This is a genomic window from Streptomyces sp. 1222.5 (assembly GCF_900105245.1).
Classification (GTDB): domain Bacteria; phylum Actinomycetota; class Actinomycetes; order Streptomycetales; family Streptomycetaceae; genus Streptomyces; species Streptomyces albidocamelliae.
This window is the reverse complement of record NZ_FNSZ01000001.1, coordinates 6,672,020-6,690,388: the sequence shown is the minus strand read 5'-3', so window position 1 is coordinate 6,690,388 and position 18,369 is coordinate 6,672,020. Positions and strand designations below refer to the sequence as shown.

The 18,369-nt window shown below is 71.6% G+C and carries 16 protein-coding genes; 3 read left to right on the top strand and 13 right to left on the bottom strand.

Annotated features, from left to right (window positions below; all coding sequences use genetic code 11):
* Positions 1-20: 20 nt before the first annotated feature.
* Positions 21-1,106: a prephenate dehydrogenase gene (locus tag BLW57_RS30245; RefSeq protein WP_093478861.1), complete on the bottom strand. Its 1,086-nt coding sequence runs from the start codon at positions 1,104-1,106 to the stop codon at positions 21-23.
* Complete coding sequence (gene aroH / locus BLW57_RS30240) at positions 1,103-1,465, bottom strand: chorismate mutase (protein WP_093478860.1); 363 nt, start codon at positions 1,463-1,465, stop codon at positions 1,103-1,105. Before aroH ends, BLW57_RS30245 begins: the two co-directional genes overlap by 4 nt.
* Before the next feature lie 158 nt (positions 1,466-1,623).
* Between aroH and BLW57_RS30235 the strand changes: the two genes are divergently transcribed.
* Positions 1,624-2,088: a Rieske (2Fe-2S) protein gene (locus BLW57_RS30235; RefSeq protein WP_093478858.1), complete on the top strand. Its 465-nt coding sequence runs from the start codon at positions 1,624-1,626 to the stop codon at positions 2,086-2,088.
* Between the two features lie 22 nt (positions 2,089-2,110).
* Entirely contained in the window at positions 2,111-2,899 is a 789-nt protein-coding gene (locus BLW57_RS30230) for a nucleotidyltransferase domain-containing protein (RefSeq protein ID WP_093478857.1), read from the top strand.
* On the opposite strand, the gene BLW57_RS30225 is transcribed toward BLW57_RS30230, so the two are convergent.
* The 11 genes from BLW57_RS30225 to BLW57_RS30175 all read right to left on the bottom strand — a co-directional run bounded on the left by BLW57_RS30225 (position 2,825) and on the right by BLW57_RS30175 (position 15,963).
* Positions 2,825-3,574: a nucleotidyltransferase domain-containing protein gene (locus BLW57_RS30225; protein WP_093478856.1), complete on the bottom strand. Its 750-nt coding sequence runs from the start codon at positions 3,572-3,574 to the stop codon at positions 2,825-2,827. The genes BLW57_RS30230 and BLW57_RS30225 overlap by 75 nt on opposite strands.
* 4 nt (positions 3,575-3,578) lie before the next feature.
* Positions 3,579-4,586 carry an ADP-ribosylglycohydrolase family protein gene (locus BLW57_RS30220; protein WP_093478854.1) on the bottom strand — a complete coding sequence of 336 codons (1,008 nt, stop codon included), beginning with the start codon at positions 4,584-4,586 and terminating at the stop codon, positions 3,579-3,581.
* A 63-nt stretch (positions 4,587-4,649) separates the two neighbouring features.
* Positions 4,650-5,711, bottom strand: a complete 1,062-nt coding sequence (locus BLW57_RS30215) for a pseudouridine synthase (RefSeq protein ID WP_093478852.1) — start codon at positions 5,709-5,711, stop codon at positions 4,650-4,652.
* A 13-nt stretch (positions 5,712-5,724) separates the two neighbouring features.
* A complete protein-coding gene (gene scpB, locus BLW57_RS30210) occupies positions 5,725-6,375 on the bottom strand; it encodes an SMC-Scp complex subunit ScpB (protein ID WP_093478851.1) in 651 nt (216 codons plus the stop codon).
* Positions 6,372-7,484, bottom strand: coding sequence for a segregation and condensation protein A (locus BLW57_RS30205; RefSeq protein ID WP_371127816.1), 1,113 nt, complete (start codon positions 7,482-7,484; stop codon positions 6,372-6,374). The genes scpB and BLW57_RS30205 overlap by 4 nt, the downstream gene beginning before the upstream one ends.
* A gap of 537 nt (positions 7,485-8,021) precedes the next feature.
* Entirely contained in the window at positions 8,022-8,573 is a 552-nt protein-coding gene (locus BLW57_RS30200) for a hypothetical protein (protein WP_093478849.1), read from the bottom strand.
* Positions 8,558-9,691: a ParA family protein gene (locus tag BLW57_RS30195; protein WP_093478848.1), complete on the bottom strand. Its 1,134-nt coding sequence runs from the start codon at positions 9,689-9,691 to the stop codon at positions 8,558-8,560. The genes BLW57_RS30200 and BLW57_RS30195 overlap by 16 nt, the downstream gene beginning before the upstream one ends.
* 414 nt (positions 9,692-10,105) lie before the next feature.
* Positions 10,106-11,230, bottom strand: a complete 1,125-nt coding sequence (gene ald, locus BLW57_RS30190) for an alanine dehydrogenase (protein WP_093478846.1) — start codon at positions 11,228-11,230, stop codon at positions 10,106-10,108.
* Positions 11,231-11,365: 135 nt separating this feature from the next.
* Positions 11,366-13,423 carry a tetratricopeptide repeat protein gene (locus BLW57_RS30185; RefSeq protein WP_093478845.1) on the bottom strand — a complete coding sequence of 686 codons (2,058 nt, stop codon included), beginning with the start codon at positions 13,421-13,423 and terminating at the stop codon, positions 11,366-11,368.
* A gap of 163 nt (positions 13,424-13,586) precedes the next feature.
* Positions 13,587-14,213: an NUDIX domain-containing protein gene (locus tag BLW57_RS30180; protein WP_093478843.1), complete on the bottom strand. Its 627-nt coding sequence runs from the start codon at positions 14,211-14,213 to the stop codon at positions 13,587-13,589.
* A gap of 100 nt (positions 14,214-14,313) precedes the next feature.
* Entirely contained in the window at positions 14,314-15,963 is a 1,650-nt protein-coding gene (locus BLW57_RS30175; RefSeq protein WP_093478842.1) for a CTP synthase, read from the bottom strand.
* A gap of 545 nt (positions 15,964-16,508) precedes the next feature.
* Between BLW57_RS30175 and BLW57_RS30170 the strand changes: the two genes are divergently transcribed.
* A complete protein-coding gene (locus BLW57_RS30170) occupies positions 16,509-18,311 on the top strand; it encodes a glycoside hydrolase family 15 protein (protein WP_093478840.1) in 1,803 nt (600 codons plus the stop codon).
* Positions 18,312-18,369: the final 58 nt, after the last annotated feature.

Here is an 18,369-nt window from a genome sequence, read left to right as displayed (position 1 = left end):
GCGAGGGGCCCTCACCGGGCTCACTGCCGCAGGGCCCAGCCCCGCTCGCGCAGTGCCTCCTTCAGGGACGCCGCCGCCTTCGGCTCGACCATGAGCTGGACCAGGCCGGCCTGCTGACCGGTGGCGTGCTCGATGCGCACGTCCTCGACGTTGACCCCGGCCCGTCCCGCGTCCGCGAAGATGCGGGCCAGCTGTCCGGGCTGGTCGTCGATGAGGACGACGACGGTCTCGTACACCCGGGGCGCGCTGCCATGCTTTCCGGGTACCCGCACCTGGCCCGCGTTCCCGCGGCGCAGGACGTCCTCGACGCCTGCCGTGCCGTCGCGCCGCTTGTCCTCGTCGGAGGACTGCAGGGCGCGCAGGGCCCGCACCGTCTCGTCCAGGTCGCCGGCGACGTCGGCGAGCAGGTCGGCGACCGGGCCCGGGTTCGCGGACAGGATGTCGATCCACATGCGCGGGTCGGAGGCGGCGATCCGCGTCACGTCCCGGATGCCCTGCCCGCACAGCCGTACGGCCGCTTCCTCGGCGTGCTCCAGGCGGGCGGCGACCATGCTGGACACCAGGTGGGGCATGTGGGAGACGAGGGCTACGGCGCGGTCGTGGGCGTCGGCGTCCATGACGACCGGGACGGCCCGGCAGTGGGAGACCAGCTCCAGGGCGAGGTTCAGCACCTCGGTGTCGGTGTCCCGGGTCGGGGTGAGCACCCAGGGCCGGCCCTCGAATAGGTCGCCGGTGGCGGCCAGCGGGCCGGACTTCTCCCGGCCCGACATGGGGTGGGTGCCGAGGTAGCCCGTGAGGTCCAGGCCCAGTGCCTCCAGCTCGCGGCGCGGGCCTCCCTTGACGCTGGCGACGTCCAGGTAACCGCGGGCCACGCCCCGGCGCATGGCGTCGGCGAGCACCCCGGCGACGTGCGCGGGCGGGGCGGCGACGATCGCCAGGTCGACCGGGCCGTCGGGGGCCTCCTCGGTGCCGGCGCCCAGGGCGGCGGCCGTACGGGCCTGCTGCGGGTCGTGGTCGGCGAGGTGGACCGTGACGCCGCGCTGGACCAGCGCCAGGGCGGCGGAGGTGCCGATGAGGCCCGTTCCGATGACGAGTGCGGTTCTCACTGGGCGATGTCCTTGCGCAGGGCGGCCGCGGCGCCGAGGTAGACGTGGGCGATCTCGGCGCGGGGCCGGTCCGACTCGATGTGCGCGAGGATCCGCACGATGCGGGGCATGGCGCCCTCGATGTCCAGTTCCTGGGCGCAGATCAGCGGGACGTCGACGATGCCGAGCTTGCGTGCGGCGGCGGCCGGGAAGTCGCTGTGCAGGTCGGGGGTGGCCGTGAACCAGATGCTGATCAGGTCGTCGGCGGTCAGCCCGTTCCGCTCCAGGACGGCGGTGAGCAGGGCTCCGACCTGCTCGTCCATGTGTCCGGCCTCGTCCCGTTCGAGTTGGACGGCCCCCCGGACCGCTCGTACCGCCACGGCGCTGCTCCTCGCTGACAGGTGTGTCTGTGCTGATCCGTCCAGCGTAGTCAGCCCGCGCGGGCGGGGCGCGCGGCGCCCGATCACTGAGACGATGCGAACGCCCCGGTATGTACCGGTTTCACTTTCTGCCCCCAACGTATGTACGGAGTGGTGACATGACCCAGCCCACGACGCGGCGCACGGTTCTGGCGACGAGCGCGGCGGCGCTCGCCGTGGGATGCGTGGGATGCGGCGCCGACAACGACAAGAGCTCCCCGGCCTCGGACACCTCGGCGTCCCCCGCTCCGGCCACGTCCTCGGCGTCCGCCTCCCCCGCCGCCGACTCCTTCACCCAGGAGGAGCTGGCGAAGACCACTGACATCCCGCAGGGCGGCGGCAAGATCTTCAAGAAGCAGAAGGTCGTGGTCACCCAGCCGAAGAAGGGCGAGTTCAAGGCCTTCTCGGCGATCTGCACGCACCAGGGCTGCACGGTGGCCAAAGTGGCGGACGGCACGATCGACTGTCCCTGCCACGGCAGCAGGTTCCACGTCACCGACGGCTCGGTGGCCCACGGCCCGGCCACGAAGCCGCTGCCGAAGAAGTCGATCAAGGTGGAGGGAAATTCGATCCGCCTGACGTGACGGCCCCGCGTACGCTCCGCGCATGCAGTCCGAGAACCCGAAGAGCCCCGCGAACCCCGAGAGCGGCGAAAGCGCTGTGCAGCTGGTGCGCGACCACACGATCTACGCCTGTGTCATGGGTTCGCGGGCCTTCGGCCTGGCCACGGACGGCAGCGACACCGACCGGCGGGGTGTGTTCCTCGCCCCCACCCCCCTGTTCTGGCGGTTCGAGAAGCCGCCGACGCATGTGGAGGGTCCGGGCGAGGAGCAGTTCTCCTGGGAGCTGGAGCGGTTCTGCGAGCTGGCGCTGCGCGGCAACCCGAACATCCTGGAGTGCCTGCACTCGCCCCTGGTCGAGCGCGTGGACGGCACCGGCCGCGAGCTGCTGTCCCTGCGCGGCGCCTTCCTCTCCCGCCAGGTCCACGGCACCTTCACCCGCTACGCGCTCGGCCAGCGGCGCAAGCTGGACGCCGACGTCCGCGCCACGGGTGCACCGCGCTGGAAGCACGCGATGCACCTGCTGCGGCTGCTGATCAGCGCCCGCGACCTGCTGCGCACCGGGGAGCTGCGGATCGACGTCGGCGACCGGCGGGAATTCCTGCTCGCGGTGAAGCGCGGCGAGGTGCCGTGGGCGGAGGTCGAGGGGTGGATGGTCCGGCTGGCGGCCGAGACCGAGGAGGCCGAGCGGGGCACCCCGCTGCCGCCGGAGCCGGACCGCGCACGGGTGGCCGACTTCCTGCACCGCGTGCGCCGCGCCTCAGCCCTCGACGCGGAGCCGCACCACCAGGTCGTGCAGGGCGTCGTACGCGGTGGGCGCGTCGGGCAGGACTGAGGCCGACTGGGCCTCGTCGAGCACGGCGTGCAGCCGCTCCACGTCGGCCTCCACGCGCGCGTGGTCGATCCGCGCGGTGCCGTGTTCGCGCTCGGCCTTGGCGGCTATCAGCTCGGGCAGATACCCGGGGGCGTCCACCAGGCCGAGGAGCGTGGGCAGGTGGGCCTGGACCTCTCCGCTGCGCATCAGGTGGATGCCGGTGAGCAGCACCCGGAACGTGTAGAGCAGCGGCTTGAGTTCGGCGGTCTTGTCGAACAGCCGCCACTGGGTCACCGCGAACCCCCGGTAGTGGTGGGCGTGGTGGCCGGTGAGGACGCCCGGGACGAGCGCGGCCAGTTCCCGGTGCGCGTCCGAGGTGCGCACGACCAGCGGCGAGAGCAGCTGCTCCAGGACGTATCCGTTGCGTCGGAGCATCAGCCGGACGAACTTGCGCAGGTCGTGGGTGACGAGGTCGAGTTCGACACCGAACCGCACCCAGGCCCGCGAGCGGGTCTCCTCCGGCTCGCGCAGCCCGACGAGGTCGGCCGTCGGCAGCAGGTGGACGCCCCGGAGGTCCACGTCCGAGTCCCGCGAGGGGAAGCCGTACAGGTGGGCGCCGGAGACGGTCGCGAACAGCAGCGGGTCGGGCTGTTCGGCGACCACGGGGGCGAGGTCGATGTCGAGGTCTTCGATCATGGGCCTAAGCGTCCCAGAGCGTTCCCAGGGCCAACAGGTCGCCTCGGTACTCGATCCGCTCGGCCCAGTCGGCGGGCCAGGCGTCCGCGCCCAGCCAGGCGCCCGCGAAGGCACCGGTCAGGCAGGCGATGGAGTCGGAGTCGCCCTTGGAGCAGGCGGCCCGGCGCAGCGCGGTGACGGGCTCGTCCGGGAAGAGCAGGAAGCACAGCAGTCCGGTGGCGAGGGCCTCCTCGGCGATCCAGCCCTCTCCGGTGGCCAGGCACGGGTCGGTCTCCGGGGAGACGGTCCGCACGGCCTCCTGGAGGCGGTCGAGGATGTCCAGGCACTCGTCCCAGCCGCGGCTGATGAAGTGCTCGGGGCCGGGGTCCTGGGAGCGGGTCCACAGGTCGCCGAGCCAGGTGTGGTCGTAACGGGTCCGGTTCTCCAGCGCGTAGGAGCGCAGGCGCCCGACCAGGCCGGCCGGGTCCACGCCCCGCGCGAGCAGGTGCACGGCGCGTGCGGTGAGGTCGGAGGCGGCGAGCGCGGTGGGGTGGCCGTGGGTCAGCGCGGACTGCAACTGGGCCGCGCCGGACCGCTGTTCGTCGCTGAGGCCGGGCGCGAGCCCGATGGGGGCGACTCGCATGTTGGCGCCGCAGCCCTTGGAACCGATCTGGCCGGCGTCCTGCCAGCGCCGGTTCTCGTCGTTCAGCAGGGCGCAGGCGGTCAGGCAGGTGCGGCCGGGGGCGCGGTTGTTCTCCGGCGAGTGGTACCAGTCCACGAACTCCTCGCGCAGCGGCCGCTCCAGCCGCTTGGGCGCCAGGTGACCGCGCTCCATGGCGGTGCGGAGTCCGCGCCCGAGGGCGAGGGTCATCTGGGTGTCGTCGGACACGAAGGCCCGCTCGGGCAGCTCCATCTCCCGCCAGGGCCCGCACTTGGCGAGGATCGAGGGCACGTCGTCGAATTCGGTCGGGAAGCCCAGGGCGTCCCCGAGGGCGAGGCCGATCAGTGCTCCGGTCGCCGGCTGCTTGGACATACAGCGCCCCCCTTTATCGTCACAGTGACAATAAAGGGGGACGGTGAACGGCGCAAGGCCGGTCTAGAGATCGACTTCCTGCATCAGCATGCCGACCTCGGTGTTCGACAGGCGGCGCAGCCAGCCCGACTTCTGGTCGCCCAGGGTGATCGGGCCGAAGGAGGTGCGGACCAGCTTCTCGACCGGGAATCCGGCCTCGGCGAGCATGCGCCGCACGATGTGCTTGCGGCCCTCGTGCAAGGTCACCTCGACCAGGTAGTTCTTGCCGGTCTGCTCGACGACGCGGAAGTGGTCCGCGCGCGCGTAGCCGTCCTCCAGCTGGATGCCGTCCTTCAGGCGCTTGCCGAGGTCGCGCGGGATCGGGCCCACGATCGCGGCGAGGTAGGTCTTCTTCACGCCGTACTTGGGGTGCGTCAGCCGGTGCGCCAGCTCGCCGTGGTTGGTGAGCAGGATGACACCCTCGGTCTCGGTGTCGAGCCGGCCGACGTGGAAGAGCCGCGTCTCACGGTTGGTGACGTAGTCACCGAGGCACTGGCGGCCCTCCGGGTCCTCCATGGTGGAGACGACACCGGCGGGCTTGTTCAGCGAGAAGAACTGGTACGACTGCGTCGCGACCGTCAGGCCGTCGACCTTGACCTCGTCCTTCTCCGGGTCGACCCGGCGGCCCTGCTCCAGCACGATCTCGCCGTTGATCTCGACCCGGGCCTGCTCGATCAGCTCCTCGCAGGCGCGCCGGGAGCCGTAGCCCGCGCGCGCGAGCACCTTCTGCAGCCGCTCGCCCTCCTGCTCGGCGCCGGGGAAGGTCTTGGGCAGCTTGACGTCCTTCTTGCCCGCGTACCGCTCCCGGTTGCGCTCCTCGACCCGCGTCTCGTACTCACGCGAGCGCGCGGGGGCCGTACGACCGCCCTGCTGGGGCTTCTTCGGCCCGCCCTTGGCGCCGCCGCGGGCCGCGCCGCCGCGCCCGGACTTGGGGCCGTCCTGGGTGGCCCCGGGGCCCACGTCGTAGCGGCGCTCCTCGGGGCGGGGCTTGCGGGGCCGGCCCTGCCCCTGCTTCTGGTCCCTGTCGTTGCCGGCACCGCGGTAGTTACCGCGCCCGCCGCTCTTGCCGCTGCCGCTGCTTCGCATCAAGGTTTCCGTCTTAGTCGTCTGCGTCCTGACCGCCGGGCGCGTCGGGCGCGTCCGGGTCGAACGACGGGACTCCCTCCTGGGTCTCGGCCTCGATCGCCTCCGCCTCCGGGAGGAAGGGCGCGAGATCCGGAAGTTCGTCCAGGCCCCGCAGGCCCATCCGCTCCAGGAAGTAGTTCGTCGTCCTGTACAGGATCGCACCTGTTTCGGGTTCCGCGCCCGCCTCCTCGACCAGACCGCGCTGGAGGAGGGTGCGCATCACGCCGTCGCAGTTCACTCCGCGCACGGCGGAGACGCGGCTGCGGCTGACCGGCTGGCGGTAGGCGACCACCGCGAGGGTCTCCAGCGCCGCCTGGGTGAGGCGGGCGGTCTGCCCCTCCAGCACGAGCCGTTCGACCGCGGGCGCGTAGGCGGCCCGGGTGTAGAAGCGCCAGCCGCCGGCGACGTACCGCAGCTCGAAGCCGCGACCCTGCACGGTGTACTCGTCGGCCAGCTCGCGCAGCGCGTCCCCGATCCGCCGCTTGGGCCGCTCCAGGATCCGGGCGAGGTGCTCCTCGGTCGCGGGCTCGTCCACGACCATGAGCATCGCCTCCAGGGCGGGCTTCAGCTCGAGGTCGGCGGCGCCCTGCGGGCCCGCCGGGAGCTCCGCGGTCTCCTCGCTCATGGCTTCCTCTCCTCCTTGGGCTCCTCGGGCGGCCGGTCGAACTCGTCGGTGACCCGCGGCGCCGCGTCCGTGTCCCCGCCGGTCCAGCGCACGACCAGCTCCCCGAGCGCGGTCTCCTGCTCCAGGGCGACCGCCTTCTCGCGGTACAGCTCCAGCAGCGCAAGGAACCGCGCGACGACGGTGAGGGTGTCGTCGGTGTCCTCGACGAGCACCCGGAAGCTGACCTCCCCCAGCTCCCTCACCCGTGCCACCACGATGCCCGCCTGCTCCTGGACGCTGACCAGCGGGGCGTGGATGTGGTCGACGTAGACCTGCGGCTTGGGCCTGGGCTGCATCGCCTTGACGGCGAGCTTGGCGAACCCCTCGGGGCCGATGCTGATGACGACCTCGGGCAGCAGCTCGGCGTGCTCGGGTTCCAGGCCGACGGTACGGGGCCGGCGCAGGGCCTCCTCGGCGAGGCGCTCGTTGAAGATGTCCGCGATCCGTTTGTAGGCGCGGTACTGGAGCAGCCGGGCGAAGAGCAGGTCGCGCGCCTCCAGGAGCGCCAGGTCGGCCTCGTCCTCGACCTCGGCGCGGGGCAGCAGGCGGGCCGCCTTCAGGTCGAGCAGGGTGGCGGCGACGACCAGGAACTCGGTCGTCTGGTCCAGGTCCCAGTCCGGTCCCATGGCCCGGATGTGTGCCATGAACTCGTCGGTGACCTTCGACAGGGCGACCTCGGTGACGTCCAGCTTGTGCTTGGAGATCAGCTGGAGGAGCAGGTCGAAGGGCCCCTCGAAGTTCGCGAGCCGCACCTTGAAGACCCCGTCGGGAACCTCGCGACCACCAGCCGCCGACCCGAAGCCCCCGGACTCCGGAGCACCGACCCCCGGCATGGGCGCGGCGACAGAGGCGGCCCGGTCCCCGGGAAGCACCCCGGGCTCGGAGGCCACCGCCGGTTCGGCCACCGCGACCGACCCCGTGCCGGGTACGGGCTCGGCAGCCCGCGCAGGCTCGGTGCCCGCCGAAGGCTCGGGAGCCACCGCGGGCTCGGTGCCCGCCCCAGACCCAGAGGCCACGAGCGCCTCGGCGACCGTGACGGACTCGCTGTCCGCCGCAGGTGCGGGGGCCACCGTCGGTTCGTCAGCCCCCGCGGGCTCGGCGCCCGCGGCCGGCTCGGTGCCCGATACAGGCTGGGGAGCCATCACCGCCTCGGCAGTCCGCACGGGTTCGCCGTCCGACGCAGGCTCGGGCGCCACCACCGGTCCGGCGGACCCCGCCGGGTCAGTGCCTCTCGCGGGCTCGGTGTCCGCCGCGGGCTCGGCGGCCCCGGCGGACTCGGTGCCCACCAGCGTCTCCGCGACCTCGACCGGCTCGGTGTCCCCTGGAGGCTCGTAAGCCGCCACTGCCTGGGCAGCCCGCGCGGGCTCGGTGCGTCCCACCGTCTCGGCGGCCGCGTCCGGCTGGCTACCCGCCCCAGACCCAGATACCGCCACCGGTTCGGCAGCCCGTACGGGCTCGGACGCTGTCGGTGAGGGCTTCTCGGGACGCTCGGGTGGCGGAGCCGACGGCATTCCCGGTCCCCGGCCCAGCGCACGCCGGCGGCCGGCTCCTGGGCCGGAGGCAGGGGCGGGGGCGTCGTTCGAGGTCATGGCCCCCGCAGGCTACCGCTACCGCCCGCGCAGCCGTCGTACGAGGATGCTCGCGTCCCCGCGGGCCTCCAGGTCGGCCAGGACCACGGCCACCGCCTCGCGGACGATGCGGCCCCGGTCGACGGCGAGACCGTGCTCACCTCGGAGCACGAGACGCGCGTGCTCCAGGTCCATCAGCTCCTCGGCCGACACGTACACCGTGATCTTCTCGTCGTGCCGCTCGCGCCCGCTGGGCCGCCGGTTCGCCGCCCGTCCCCGCTTGCGCGGCTGCGCGGCGGCAGAACCTTCCTGCGGAGCCTGCCGTCGCGCCGGACGAGTGCGGGACTCGCCGGCCTCGGCCGGCTCCGTCTCGACCGCCGCGACATGCTCCGCGCCCTCTCCGTCGCCGCCCCGGACGGGCACCGACTGCGGTGCGTCCTCCGTGGCGGCCGCCTCGTCGCTCTCCCCCGCGGGAGCCGGCACCCGAGCCTCACCATTGGCCCCGCGCCGGGGACTCGACGGCTGAAGCGCCATTCCCCCTGTCGTGCGGAAGAGTTCGTCGGCCCCCGGCAGACTCACTCGGCGTGACACCGGGCGAGCACCTCCCTGGCAAGCTGGCGATAGGCGGCGGCACCGACGGAGTTGGAGGCGTACGTGGTGATCGGCTCACCGGCGACCGTGGTCTCCGGGAAGCGGACCGTGCGCCCGATGACCGTGTGGTAGACGTGGTCGTCGAACGCCTCGACGACACGCGCGAGCACCTCACGGCTGTGCACGGTGCGCGAGTCGTACATCGTGGCGAGGATGCCGTCCAGTTCGAGCTCGGGGTTGAGCCGCTCCTGGACCTTCTCGATGGTCTCGGTCAGCAGGGCCACACCGCGCAGCGCGAAGAACTCGCACTCCAGCGGCACGATCACCTTGTGCGCGGCCGTCAGCGCGTTGACCGTGAGCAGGCCGAGCGAGGGCTGACAGTCGATCACGATGTAGTCGTAGTCGGGCAGCAGCGGCTTGAGCGCCCGCTGGAGCGTCGACTCGCGGGCGACCTCGGAGACCAGCTGGACCTCCGCGGCCGACAGGTCGATGTTGGACGGCAGCAGGTCCATGTTGGGGACCGCCGTCTTCAGCAGGACCTCGTCCGCCGACATGCCCCGCTCCATGAGCAGGTTGTAGACGGTGAGGTCGAGCTCCATCGGATTGACGCCGAGACCCACCGACAGCGCGCCCTGCGGGTCGAAGTCCACGAGCAGCACGCGCCGGCCGTACTCCGCGAGCGCGGCACCCAGGTTGATGGTCGACGTCGTCTTGCCGACGCCGCCCTTCTGGTTGCACATCGCGATGATCTTCGCGGGGCCGTGGTCGGTCAGCGGGCCCGGGATCGGGAAGTACGGCAGCGGGCGTCCGGTCGGACCGATGCGCTCACGGCGCTGGCGGGCCGCGTCGGGCGCCAGCGTGGCCGCGTACTCGGGATCGGGCTCGTACTCGGCGTCGGGGTCGTAGAAGTGCCCCTCGGGCAGTTCGTCGTAGTCGGCGAAGTGGTTGTGGGGCGCGCCACTTCCGTCGCCGGCCATGGCGTTCACGTGATGGCCATCCATGCTCTGGTGTGCTGTCCGGGCGATCTGCGGCCTCGGACTCTGGTGGGCTGCGAAGGTGCGCACAGCTACGGAGCCGACAGCCTCGACACCCGCGGGGCCATGGCCCCGTGCGGGCATTCCTGGTTGACCACCCCCGGGAGAAAATGTCGACTCATTCACAAGTCGTCTTACCTCCTTGGTGACCAGGAAACTTCTAGACAAGGTCAGCGTGGCACCATGCCGACGGTTGGCGACTCTATGGCGTGTCGGCGGTCCGCAGCAACACAATCCGCCGGACCCGGCAGGATGTGTCGGCAATGAAACATCTCGCTGTCAAGGGCGTACGGCCGTCGCACAGCAGGTTTCACCGGTGTGCGAATCGGTCGAAGGGTTACGTTCGAGGCGAGTTGACCGAGAGTCGCAAAGTGACCATACACACATCCGGCCGGACCTTGTCGGGCAAGGTCCGGCCGGGCGTGCGATGTTGACGAGACGTGTTGACGAATCGCCTTTTGACCGGGGACGACTTAACGACTCACCAGGTCACGGAGGTCAGCCCAGCAGGGTCTCGAGCTCGACGTGCTCCAGGCCGTGGGCCTCGGCGACCTCCTTGTAAACGACCTTGCCGTCATGGGTGTTGAGACCCTTGGCGAGCGCGGCGTCGCGGCGCAGCGCCTCGACCCAGCCGTTGTTGGCCAGCGACACGATGTACGGCAGCGTGGCGTTGGTGAGGGCGTTGGTGGAGGTGTTCGGCACACCGCCCGGCATGTTGGCGACGCAGTAGAAGACCGAGTTGTGGACCTCGAAGGTCGGCTCGGCGTGCGTGGTGGGACGCGAGTCCTCGAAGCAGCCGCCCTGGTCGATCGCGATGTCGACAAGGACACTTCCGGGCTTCATCCGGGACACCAGCTCGTTGGTGACCAGCTTCGGGGCCTTGGCGCCCGGAATGAGGACCGCGCCGATGACGAGGTCGGCGTCGAGGACGGCCTTCTCCAGCTCGAAGGTGTTGGACATGATCGCCTTGACCTTCGTGCCGAAGATCTTGTCGGCCTCGCGCAGCTTGTTGATGTCGCGGTCCAGCAGAGTCACGTCGAAGCCCATGCCGACGGCGACCTGGGTGGCGTTCCAGCCGGAGACGCCACCGCCGATGACGACGGCCTTCGCCGGGGTCACGCCCGGGACGCCGCCCGGCAGCACGCCACGGCCGCCGGCCGCGCGCATGAGGTGGTAGGCGCCGACCTGCGGGGCCAGGCGGCCCGCGACCTCGGACATCGGGGCGAGCAGCGGCAGGGCGCGGCTCGGCAGCTCGACCGTCTCGTAGGCGATGGCCGTGGTACCCGACTCGACGAGCGCGTCCGTGCACTCCTTGGAGGCGGCCAGGTGCAGGTAGGTGAAGAGGATCTGGTCCTTGCGGAGGCGGTGGTACTCCTCCGCGATGGGCTCCTTGACCTTCAGCAGCAGGTCGGCGGCCGTCCAGACCTCGTCCGCCGTCTCGAGGATCTCGGCACCGGCGGCCACGTACTCGGTGTCCGTGATCGAGGAACCGAGGCCGGCGCCCCGCTCGACGACGACCTGGTGCCCGTTGCGCACCAGCTCGTGCACACCGGCGGGGGTGATGGCCACCCGGAACTCGTTGTTCTTGACCTCGCGGGGGATGCCGACCTTCACGTGGATCACGGTCCTTGGCTCAGAGGGTATGGGGGTGCATTACAGACGTACCCAGACATGCGGGGGCATACCGGGAGACACCGCTGGAGTGTGCGGCAGAGCCAGTCTAATGAAGGTGTTCCGGCTGTCTAGCCTTTCATTGCATCAATCTTCGCTCGCGGCACTGCGGATTTCGCAGGCGCTAACGTCGTGTTCCAGGCTTGCGCCGTCCTCCGACGGCTCTTCGTCCAGCATGCGCTCGGCCGCGGCACGGTGCAGGTGGGCCGACGCGGGGTCGCCCAGGTGCTCCAGCGTGTCGGCCAGTCTGAGCTGCAGGGCGGCCTGCAGCCGGACGTCCTCGGCGCGCCGCGCCCACTCCACCGCCTCCTGGCAGGTGCGCAGTGACTCCTCGGGCCGTCCCGCGTACTCCTGCACCCGGGCCAGTTCGCTCAACGCCCGCGCCTGGGCGGCGACATCGCCGCTCTTGCGGTAGCCGGCCACGGCCGCCCGCCAGTTCCTGAGCGCCTCGCCGTAGCGGCCCGCGTAGGTGTGCGCGGTGGCGATCCGGCCGTACAGCCGGGCGGCCTGCTCGCGCTCGCCCCGCGCCAGCCGCTCGGACAGCGCGCGGCCGTACCAGTCGGCGGCCCGGTCGTGATCCCCGAGCTCCTGGTACGCGCCGCCTACGGATTCCATCGCGCGGCCGGTCGCGTACGGGTCGTTCGCCTCCCGGCCGGCGTCCAGCGCCGACCGGTAGCGGGCGAGGGCGTCCCGGGTGCGACCGGTCTGGGCGTCGAGATCGCCCAGGTTCAGCAGGGCGGCTGCCTTCTCCCGGGACAGTCCGCGCCGCTCGGCGACGTCGAGGACGAGGCCGTGGACGCCGTACAGGTCCGCCGCGGCCGCCCGGGTGCCGACATGCGCCGCGACGGCCCTGACCAGCTGTGACAGCAGCCGCCTGGCCAGCGTGTCCAGCTCCCCGTCGGCGACCGCGAGCCGGGCGGAGGCCAGCAGCGCGGGCCGGCGGACGCGCAGCCAGTCGGCGGCGGCCCTCGGAGTGGGGAAGCGCACCTCGCGGGGCATGGCGTTCAGCTTCTCGCGGGCCTGCGGGCTGTCCGTCTCGGTGATCGTCCGGCAGGCCTGGAGGAGCCGGACGGTCCGCTCCAGCATCCGGGCCCGGGCCAGCTGGAGCTCCGCGGGCCTCTCGTGGGTCTCGGCGAGGGCCTTCAGCAGGGGGTGCAGACAGCCGGGGACCTCGTACTGGGGCAGGGGGGAGCCGGTCGTGCGCAGCAGGCCGAGGGCGACGAGGTCGTCGAGGACCGCCCGCGCGCCCTCGACCGAGCAGCCGGCCAGGGCCGAGGCGGTGTGCGGGTCGGCCAGGCCGGCCGGGGCGAGGGAGAGCATGCGCAGCATCCGGGCGGCGGGGCCGGGCAGCTGGGCGTGGACGAGCCGCAGGACGCGGGCGAGCGGGGTGCCGTCGTCGGTGTCGGCGTGCAGGCGTTTGGCGAGGTCGGAGACGGCGGCCTGGGGGCGGGCGGCGAGCCAGCCGCCGGCCAGGACCAGGGCCGCCGGATGGCCCTGGCAGGCCTCGGCGAGGCTTTCGGCGGAGCGCGGGTCGACGGTGATGCGCACCGAGCCGGTGAACCGGGCAAGGAGCTCCACCGCGGACTTGGTGTCCAGGCCGCCGAGGGTGCAGGGACGGACGTCCGCGATACCGGTGAGCGGTCCGCCGGAGACGGCCACGACCAGGCAGTCGGGGGCCTCCGGGAGCAGCGCGTCGACCTGTTCGGCGCCGGGGGCGTCGTCCAGCAGGAGCAGCGTCCGCCGGTCGGCGAGAGCGGCGCGCAGTGCCTCGGTCAGGTCGTCCTCGGCGGCTCCGGCGGGGGTCGGCAGGCCCAGGGCGCCGAGCAGTTCGCGGGCGGCGCGCTCGACCGGGACGGGGGTGCCGTCGGGCTCGCCGAGCCGTGCCCGCAGCACCCCGTCGGGGTAACGCCCCGCGACCTGGCGGACGAGTTCCTCGGCGAGCGCGGTCCGTCCGGAACCGGGCCGGCCGGCGACCAGCAGCACCCGCGCTCGCGGGGCCTTGCGGCCGGAGAGGGTGTCCAGGCCCGCGCGCTCGATGTCGGCGCGCAGCTCCTTCAACTCCCTTGTGCGGCCCAGGAATCCGTCCCCCGCGGCCGTACGCGCGGACAGCCGCGCATCGTCTGTGTCCACCGCCTGATCCGTCACGGGCCACACTCCCGTCCCACCGCACGCGCAAGCCCGCCGGATCTTCCGGTACGGGCGTTTCCAGAGCCTAGTTCACGCTCTGCGACGATCCGTGGGGAGCGCGGCGGACGGGTCGCCCGATCGGATCAGGCGATGGTCACACCAATGCGCGGACGCGGCGGGTTCAGGAGGTGAAGGGGCGCGCCGGCCAGGGCGCGTCGGCGGGCCGCAGGGCGTCCAGGCCGTCCCCGCCGCGGGCGGCGACCAGCGACAGGACGCCCACGACCAGGCAGTTGTTGTGCAGGTCACCGGCGAGGACCAGGCGCACCAGCTCGTCGACCGGCAGGCGCGCGTGCTCCATGTCGGTCTCCTCGTGCTCCGCCTCGAAGCGCTCCCCCTCGACCTCGGACAGGTCGCGGGCGAGGAAGATCCGTACCGCCTCGTCGCAGCCGCCGGGCGTGGTGTAGACGTCGGTCAGGACCCGCCAGTCCTCCGCCTTGACGTGCGCCTCCTCGTACAGCTCGCGCTGGGCCGCGTGCAGCGGGTTCTCGCCGGGCACGTCGAGCAGGCCGGCCGGGATCTCCCAGAGCTTGTGCCGCACGGGGTGCCGGTACTGGTTGATCAGCAGGACCCGGTCCTCGTCGTCCAGGGCGAGGACGGCGACCGAGCCCGGATGGACCTGGTAGTCGCGGCGGACCACCGAGCCGTCGGGCATGACCACGTCGTCCGTGCGGACGGAGGTCTTGTTGCCCACGAAGGGGGTGTCCGTCGCCCGGATCTCCCACGCCTCGGCGGTGTCCTTGATCGTCATGCCCTGTCCTTCCACACGTGCAAGTGAGAAACCGGCCGATACGAAAGCCGGGGTGCCCACCTTTGAAGGTTCGCACCCCGGCCACCGTACAACTGGTGTGTTACTTCGAAGTCTTCCGCTCGACGGCCGCCTTCACGAGGCCGGCGAACAGCGGGTGCGGACGCGTCGGCCGCGAGCGCAGCTCGGGGTGCGCCTGCGTGGCGACCAGGTAGGGGTGCACGTCGCGCGGGTACTCCACGTACTCGACGAGCTTGCCGTCCGGGGAGGTGCCGGAGAACAGGATGCCCGCCTTCTTCTCCAGCTCCGCGCGGTAGGCGTTGTTCACCTCGTAGCGGTGGCGGTGCCGCTCCTCGACGTACTCCTTGCCGTCGTACACCTCGCGGACGATGGAGCCGTCGGCCAGCTTGGCCGGGTACATGCCGAGCCGCATGGTGCCGCCCATGTCGCCCTCGCCGGCGACGATGTCCATCTGCTCGGCCATGGTGGAGATGACCGGGTGGGCGGTGGCCGGGTCGAACTCGGTGGAGTTGGCGTCCTGGATGTCGGCCAGGTTGCGGGCGGCCTCGACCACGATGCACTGCAGGCCCAGGCAGAGGCCGAGCAGCGGGATCTTGTTCTCGCGGGCGTAACGGATGGCGCCGACCTTGCCGGTCACACCGCGCTCGCCGAACCCGCCGGGAATGCAGATGCCGTCCACGTCGCCGAGCTGGGCCTTGGCGCCGGCCGGGGTCTTGCAGTCGTCCGAGGTGACCCACTTGATCTTGACGCGGGCCTTGTTGGCGAAACCGCCGGCGCGCAGGGCCTCGGTGACCGACAGGTAGGCGTCGGGCAGGTCGATGTACTTGCCGACCAGGGCGAGGGTGATCTCGTGGTCGGGGTTGTGGACGCGGTCGAGCAGGTCGTCCCACGTCGTCCAGTCGACGTCCCGGAAGGGCAGGTCGAGCTTGCGCACCACGTAGGCGTCCAGGCCCTCGCCGTGCACGGTCTTCGGGATGTCGTAGATCGACCGGGCGTCGGGGCAGGCCACGACGGCGGCCTCGTCCACGTCGCACATCAGCGAGATCTTGCGCTTGATCGCGGTGGGGACCTCGCGGTCGCAGCGCAGCACGATGGCGTCCGGCTGGATACCGATGTTGCGCAGGGCGGCGACGGAGTGCTGGGTCGGCTTGGTCTTCAGCTCGCCGGACGGGCCGATGTACGGCAGCAGCGAGATGTGCACCACAAAGACGTTGTCCCGGCCGACCTCGTGGCGGACCTGGCGGACCGTCTCCAGGAACGGCAGCGACTCGATGTCGCCGACCGTGCCGCCGACCTCGGTGATGACGACGTCCACCTCGTCGGTGGCCATGCGGCGGATGCGGTGCTTGATCTCGTTGGTGATGTGCGGGATGACCTGCACGGTGTCGCCCAGGTACTCGCCGCGCCGCTCCTTGGCGATCACGGTGGAGTACACCTGGCCGGTGGTGACGTTGGCGGTGCCGTCCAGGTCCCGGTCGAGGAAGCGCTCGTAGTGGCCGATGTCCAGGTCGGTCTCGGCGCCGTCGTTGGTGACGAACACCTCACCGTGCTGGAAGGGGTTCATCGTGCCCGGGTCGACGTTCAGGTACGGGTCGAGCTTCTGCATCACGACGCGCAGGCCGCGGGCCTTGAGCAGCATGCCCAGGCTGGAGGCGGTGAGGCCCTTGCCGAGAGAGGAGGCAACACCCCCGGTGACGAAGATGTGCTTGGTCGTCGTAGATTTCGGCGGCATGGCCAAGAGGGGGCTCCCGTGGTCGCTGGCTGTCGTGCGGTACGGCTTCCGGCCCGGAAGACACTGTGCTTCCGGCCGTCGGTGCCGTCGCTGCGGTTCGGGGGTTTCGGGCCCACCGGTCCACGGGCTACCAGGGTATCAGCGCCCGAGCCCGATGGCTTCCGGCCACACTCCGCGCTCCCCCGGCTACGGCGTGGCGCGCGACACCTGTCATCACGGACGCGCGCGGGTCACACTGGTTTCACCCGCTGCTCACTCGTTCGGCCCACACGGGTTGCCCGGAGCGGCGCGCAGATCATCTACGTGCGTCGTATCCTGCTCGGACACTCGCTGCCGAGCCCGGCCGGAACGACGGCACACCCCCGCCACCATCATCCGGAACAACGAGAGCGCGGCAGTTCGTTGAGCAAGGACTGTCGTGTTGCCCCAGGGCTCGGCGGACTGCTTTGCTTCACCGCTCAACGACGCATAACAACGACCCCTTGACCGCACTAGCGACAGCCCCCCTGCGCGGGGGTGACGTGGCCGTTCGACTGGAGTTGCACGTGGCCGGGCGCATCGAAGACTACGCACTCATCGGAGACATGCAGACCGCCGCACTGGTCTGCCGGGACGGCACAGTCGACTGGCTGTGCCTGCCCCGCTTCGACTCGCATGCCATCTTCGCCGGCCTGCTGGGCACCGAGGAACACGGTTTCTGGCGGCTCGGCCCGGCGCACGCCGCCGACGTGGAGCCGCCCACGGCCGCCCGGCGGACCTACCGCGGCGACTCGCTGATCCTGGAATCGGAGTGGGACACCCCGCGCGGCACGGTCCGCGTGACCGATTTCATGCCGCCGCGTGACGGCGCCCCCCAGCTGATCCGGATCGTGGAGGGCGTCACCGGCCGGGTGCCGATGCGCTCGGCCCTCCGGATGCGGTTCTCCTACGGCCGGGTCGTGCCGTGGGTGCACAAGCACGAGGGCCGCACGGTGGCCGTCGCGGGCCCCGACTCGGTGTGGTTCGACACGGAGGCGGAGACCTACGGGAAGTCGCTGACCACCTACTCCGACTTCACGGTCGCCGCGGGCGACCGCATCGCCTTCACCATCTCCTGGCAGCCCTCGCACAAGGAGGCGCCGCCGCTGCCCGAGCCGGAGACCTCGCTGGTGGCGACGGAGGACTTCTGGCGCGAGTGGGTCGAGCACTGTACGTACCACGGCCCGTACCGCGAGGCGGTGGTCCGCTCCCTGATCACCCTGAAGGCGCTGACGTACGCCCCCACGGGCGGCATCGTGGCCGCTCCGACCACCTCGCTGCCCGAGGACATCGGCGGGGTGCGCAACTGGGACTACCGCTACACCTGGCTGCGGGACGCGGCGATCACCCTGTCCTCGCTGCTGCGCACCGGCTACCGCGAGGAGGCCCGCGCCTGGCGCGAGTGGCTGCTGCGCGCGGTCGCCGGGGACCCGGAGAACCTGCAGATCATGTACGGCCTGGCCGGCGAGCGGGAGCTGGGCGAGGCAGAGCTGGACTGGCTGCCGGGCTACGAGAACTCGGCCCCGGTCCGGGTCGGCAACGGCGCCGCCCACCAGCTCCAGCTGGACGTGTACGGCGAGGTCACCGAGGCCCTGCACCTGGCCCACATGACCGGCCTGGCCCGCCACGACTACGCCTCGCTGCTCCAGCTGAAGCTGATCCGCTACCTGGAGGACCACTGGCAGGAGCCCGACGAGGGCATCTGGGAGGTGCGCGGCCCGCGCCGGCACTTCGTGCACTCCAAGGTCATGGCCTGGGTCGCCGTCGACCGCACCATCAAGCTGATCGAGTCCGGTTACGCGGACGGCCCGCTGGAGCGCTGGAAGGAACTGCGCGACGACATCCACCGGGACGTGTGCGAGAAGGGCTACGACAAGGAGCGCAACACCTTCACCCAGTCCTACGGCTCGCAGGAGCTGGACGCCGCGCTGCTGCTCATCCCGCAGATGGGCTTCCTGCCGCCGGACGACAAGCGGGTGATCGGCACCATCGAGGCGATCCAGCGCGAGCTGTCCACGACGGACGGGTTCATCCTGCGCTACCCGACCGAGGGTGCGCACGAGGGCGTCGACGGCCTGCCCGGCGACGAAGGCGCGTTCCTCGCCTGCTCGTTCTGGATGGCGGACGACCTGGCGATGATCGGCCGGGTGGACGAGGCCCGCAAACTGTTCGAGAAGCTCCTCGCGCTGCGCAACGACCTCGGGCTGCTCGCCGAGGAGTGGGACCCCCGCCTGCAGCGGCAGGTCGGCAACTTCCCGCAGGCCTTCAGCCACGTTCCGCTGATCGACACCGCGCTGCGGCTGACGGCCTCGGGCGCCTACGGCGGCTGAGCAGGAGCACCGGGCCGCGCGCGCCTACGCTGGGAGAGTCACCCAGCCCCTGCACGGA

Excerpts from the sequence above, each read along its gene's own strand:
- scpB (WP_093478851.1), bottom strand. The coding sequence starts at position 6,375 with ATGAGCGAGGAGACCGCGGAGCTCCCGGCGGGCCCGCAGGGCGCCGCC.
- BLW57_RS30175 (WP_093478842.1), bottom strand. The coding sequence starts at position 15,963 with ATGCCGCCGAAATCTACGACGACCAAGCACATCTTCGTCACCGGGGGT.
- BLW57_RS30220 (WP_093478854.1), bottom strand. The coding sequence starts at position 4,586 with ATGTCCAAGCAGCCGGCGACCGGAGCACTGATCGGCCTCGCCCTCGGG.
- BLW57_RS30225 (WP_093478856.1), bottom strand. The coding sequence starts at position 3,574 with ATGATCGAAGACCTCGACATCGACCTCGCCCCCGTGGTCGCCGAACAG.
- BLW57_RS30235 (WP_093478858.1), top strand. The coding sequence starts at position 1,624 with ATGACCCAGCCCACGACGCGGCGCACGGTTCTGGCGACGAGCGCGGCG.
- BLW57_RS30215 (WP_093478852.1), bottom strand. The coding sequence starts at position 5,711 with ATGCGAAGCAGCGGCAGCGGCAAGAGCGGCGGGCGCGGTAACTACCGC.
- BLW57_RS30230 (WP_093478857.1), top strand. The coding sequence starts at position 2,111 with ATGCAGTCCGAGAACCCGAAGAGCCCCGCGAACCCCGAGAGCGGCGAA.
- BLW57_RS30180 (WP_093478843.1), bottom strand. The coding sequence starts at position 14,213 with ATGACGATCAAGGACACCGCCGAGGCGTGGGAGATCCGGGCGACGGAC.
- BLW57_RS30195 (WP_093478848.1), bottom strand. The coding sequence starts at position 9,691 with ATGCCCGCACGGGGCCATGGCCCCGCGGGTGTCGAGGCTGTCGGCTCC.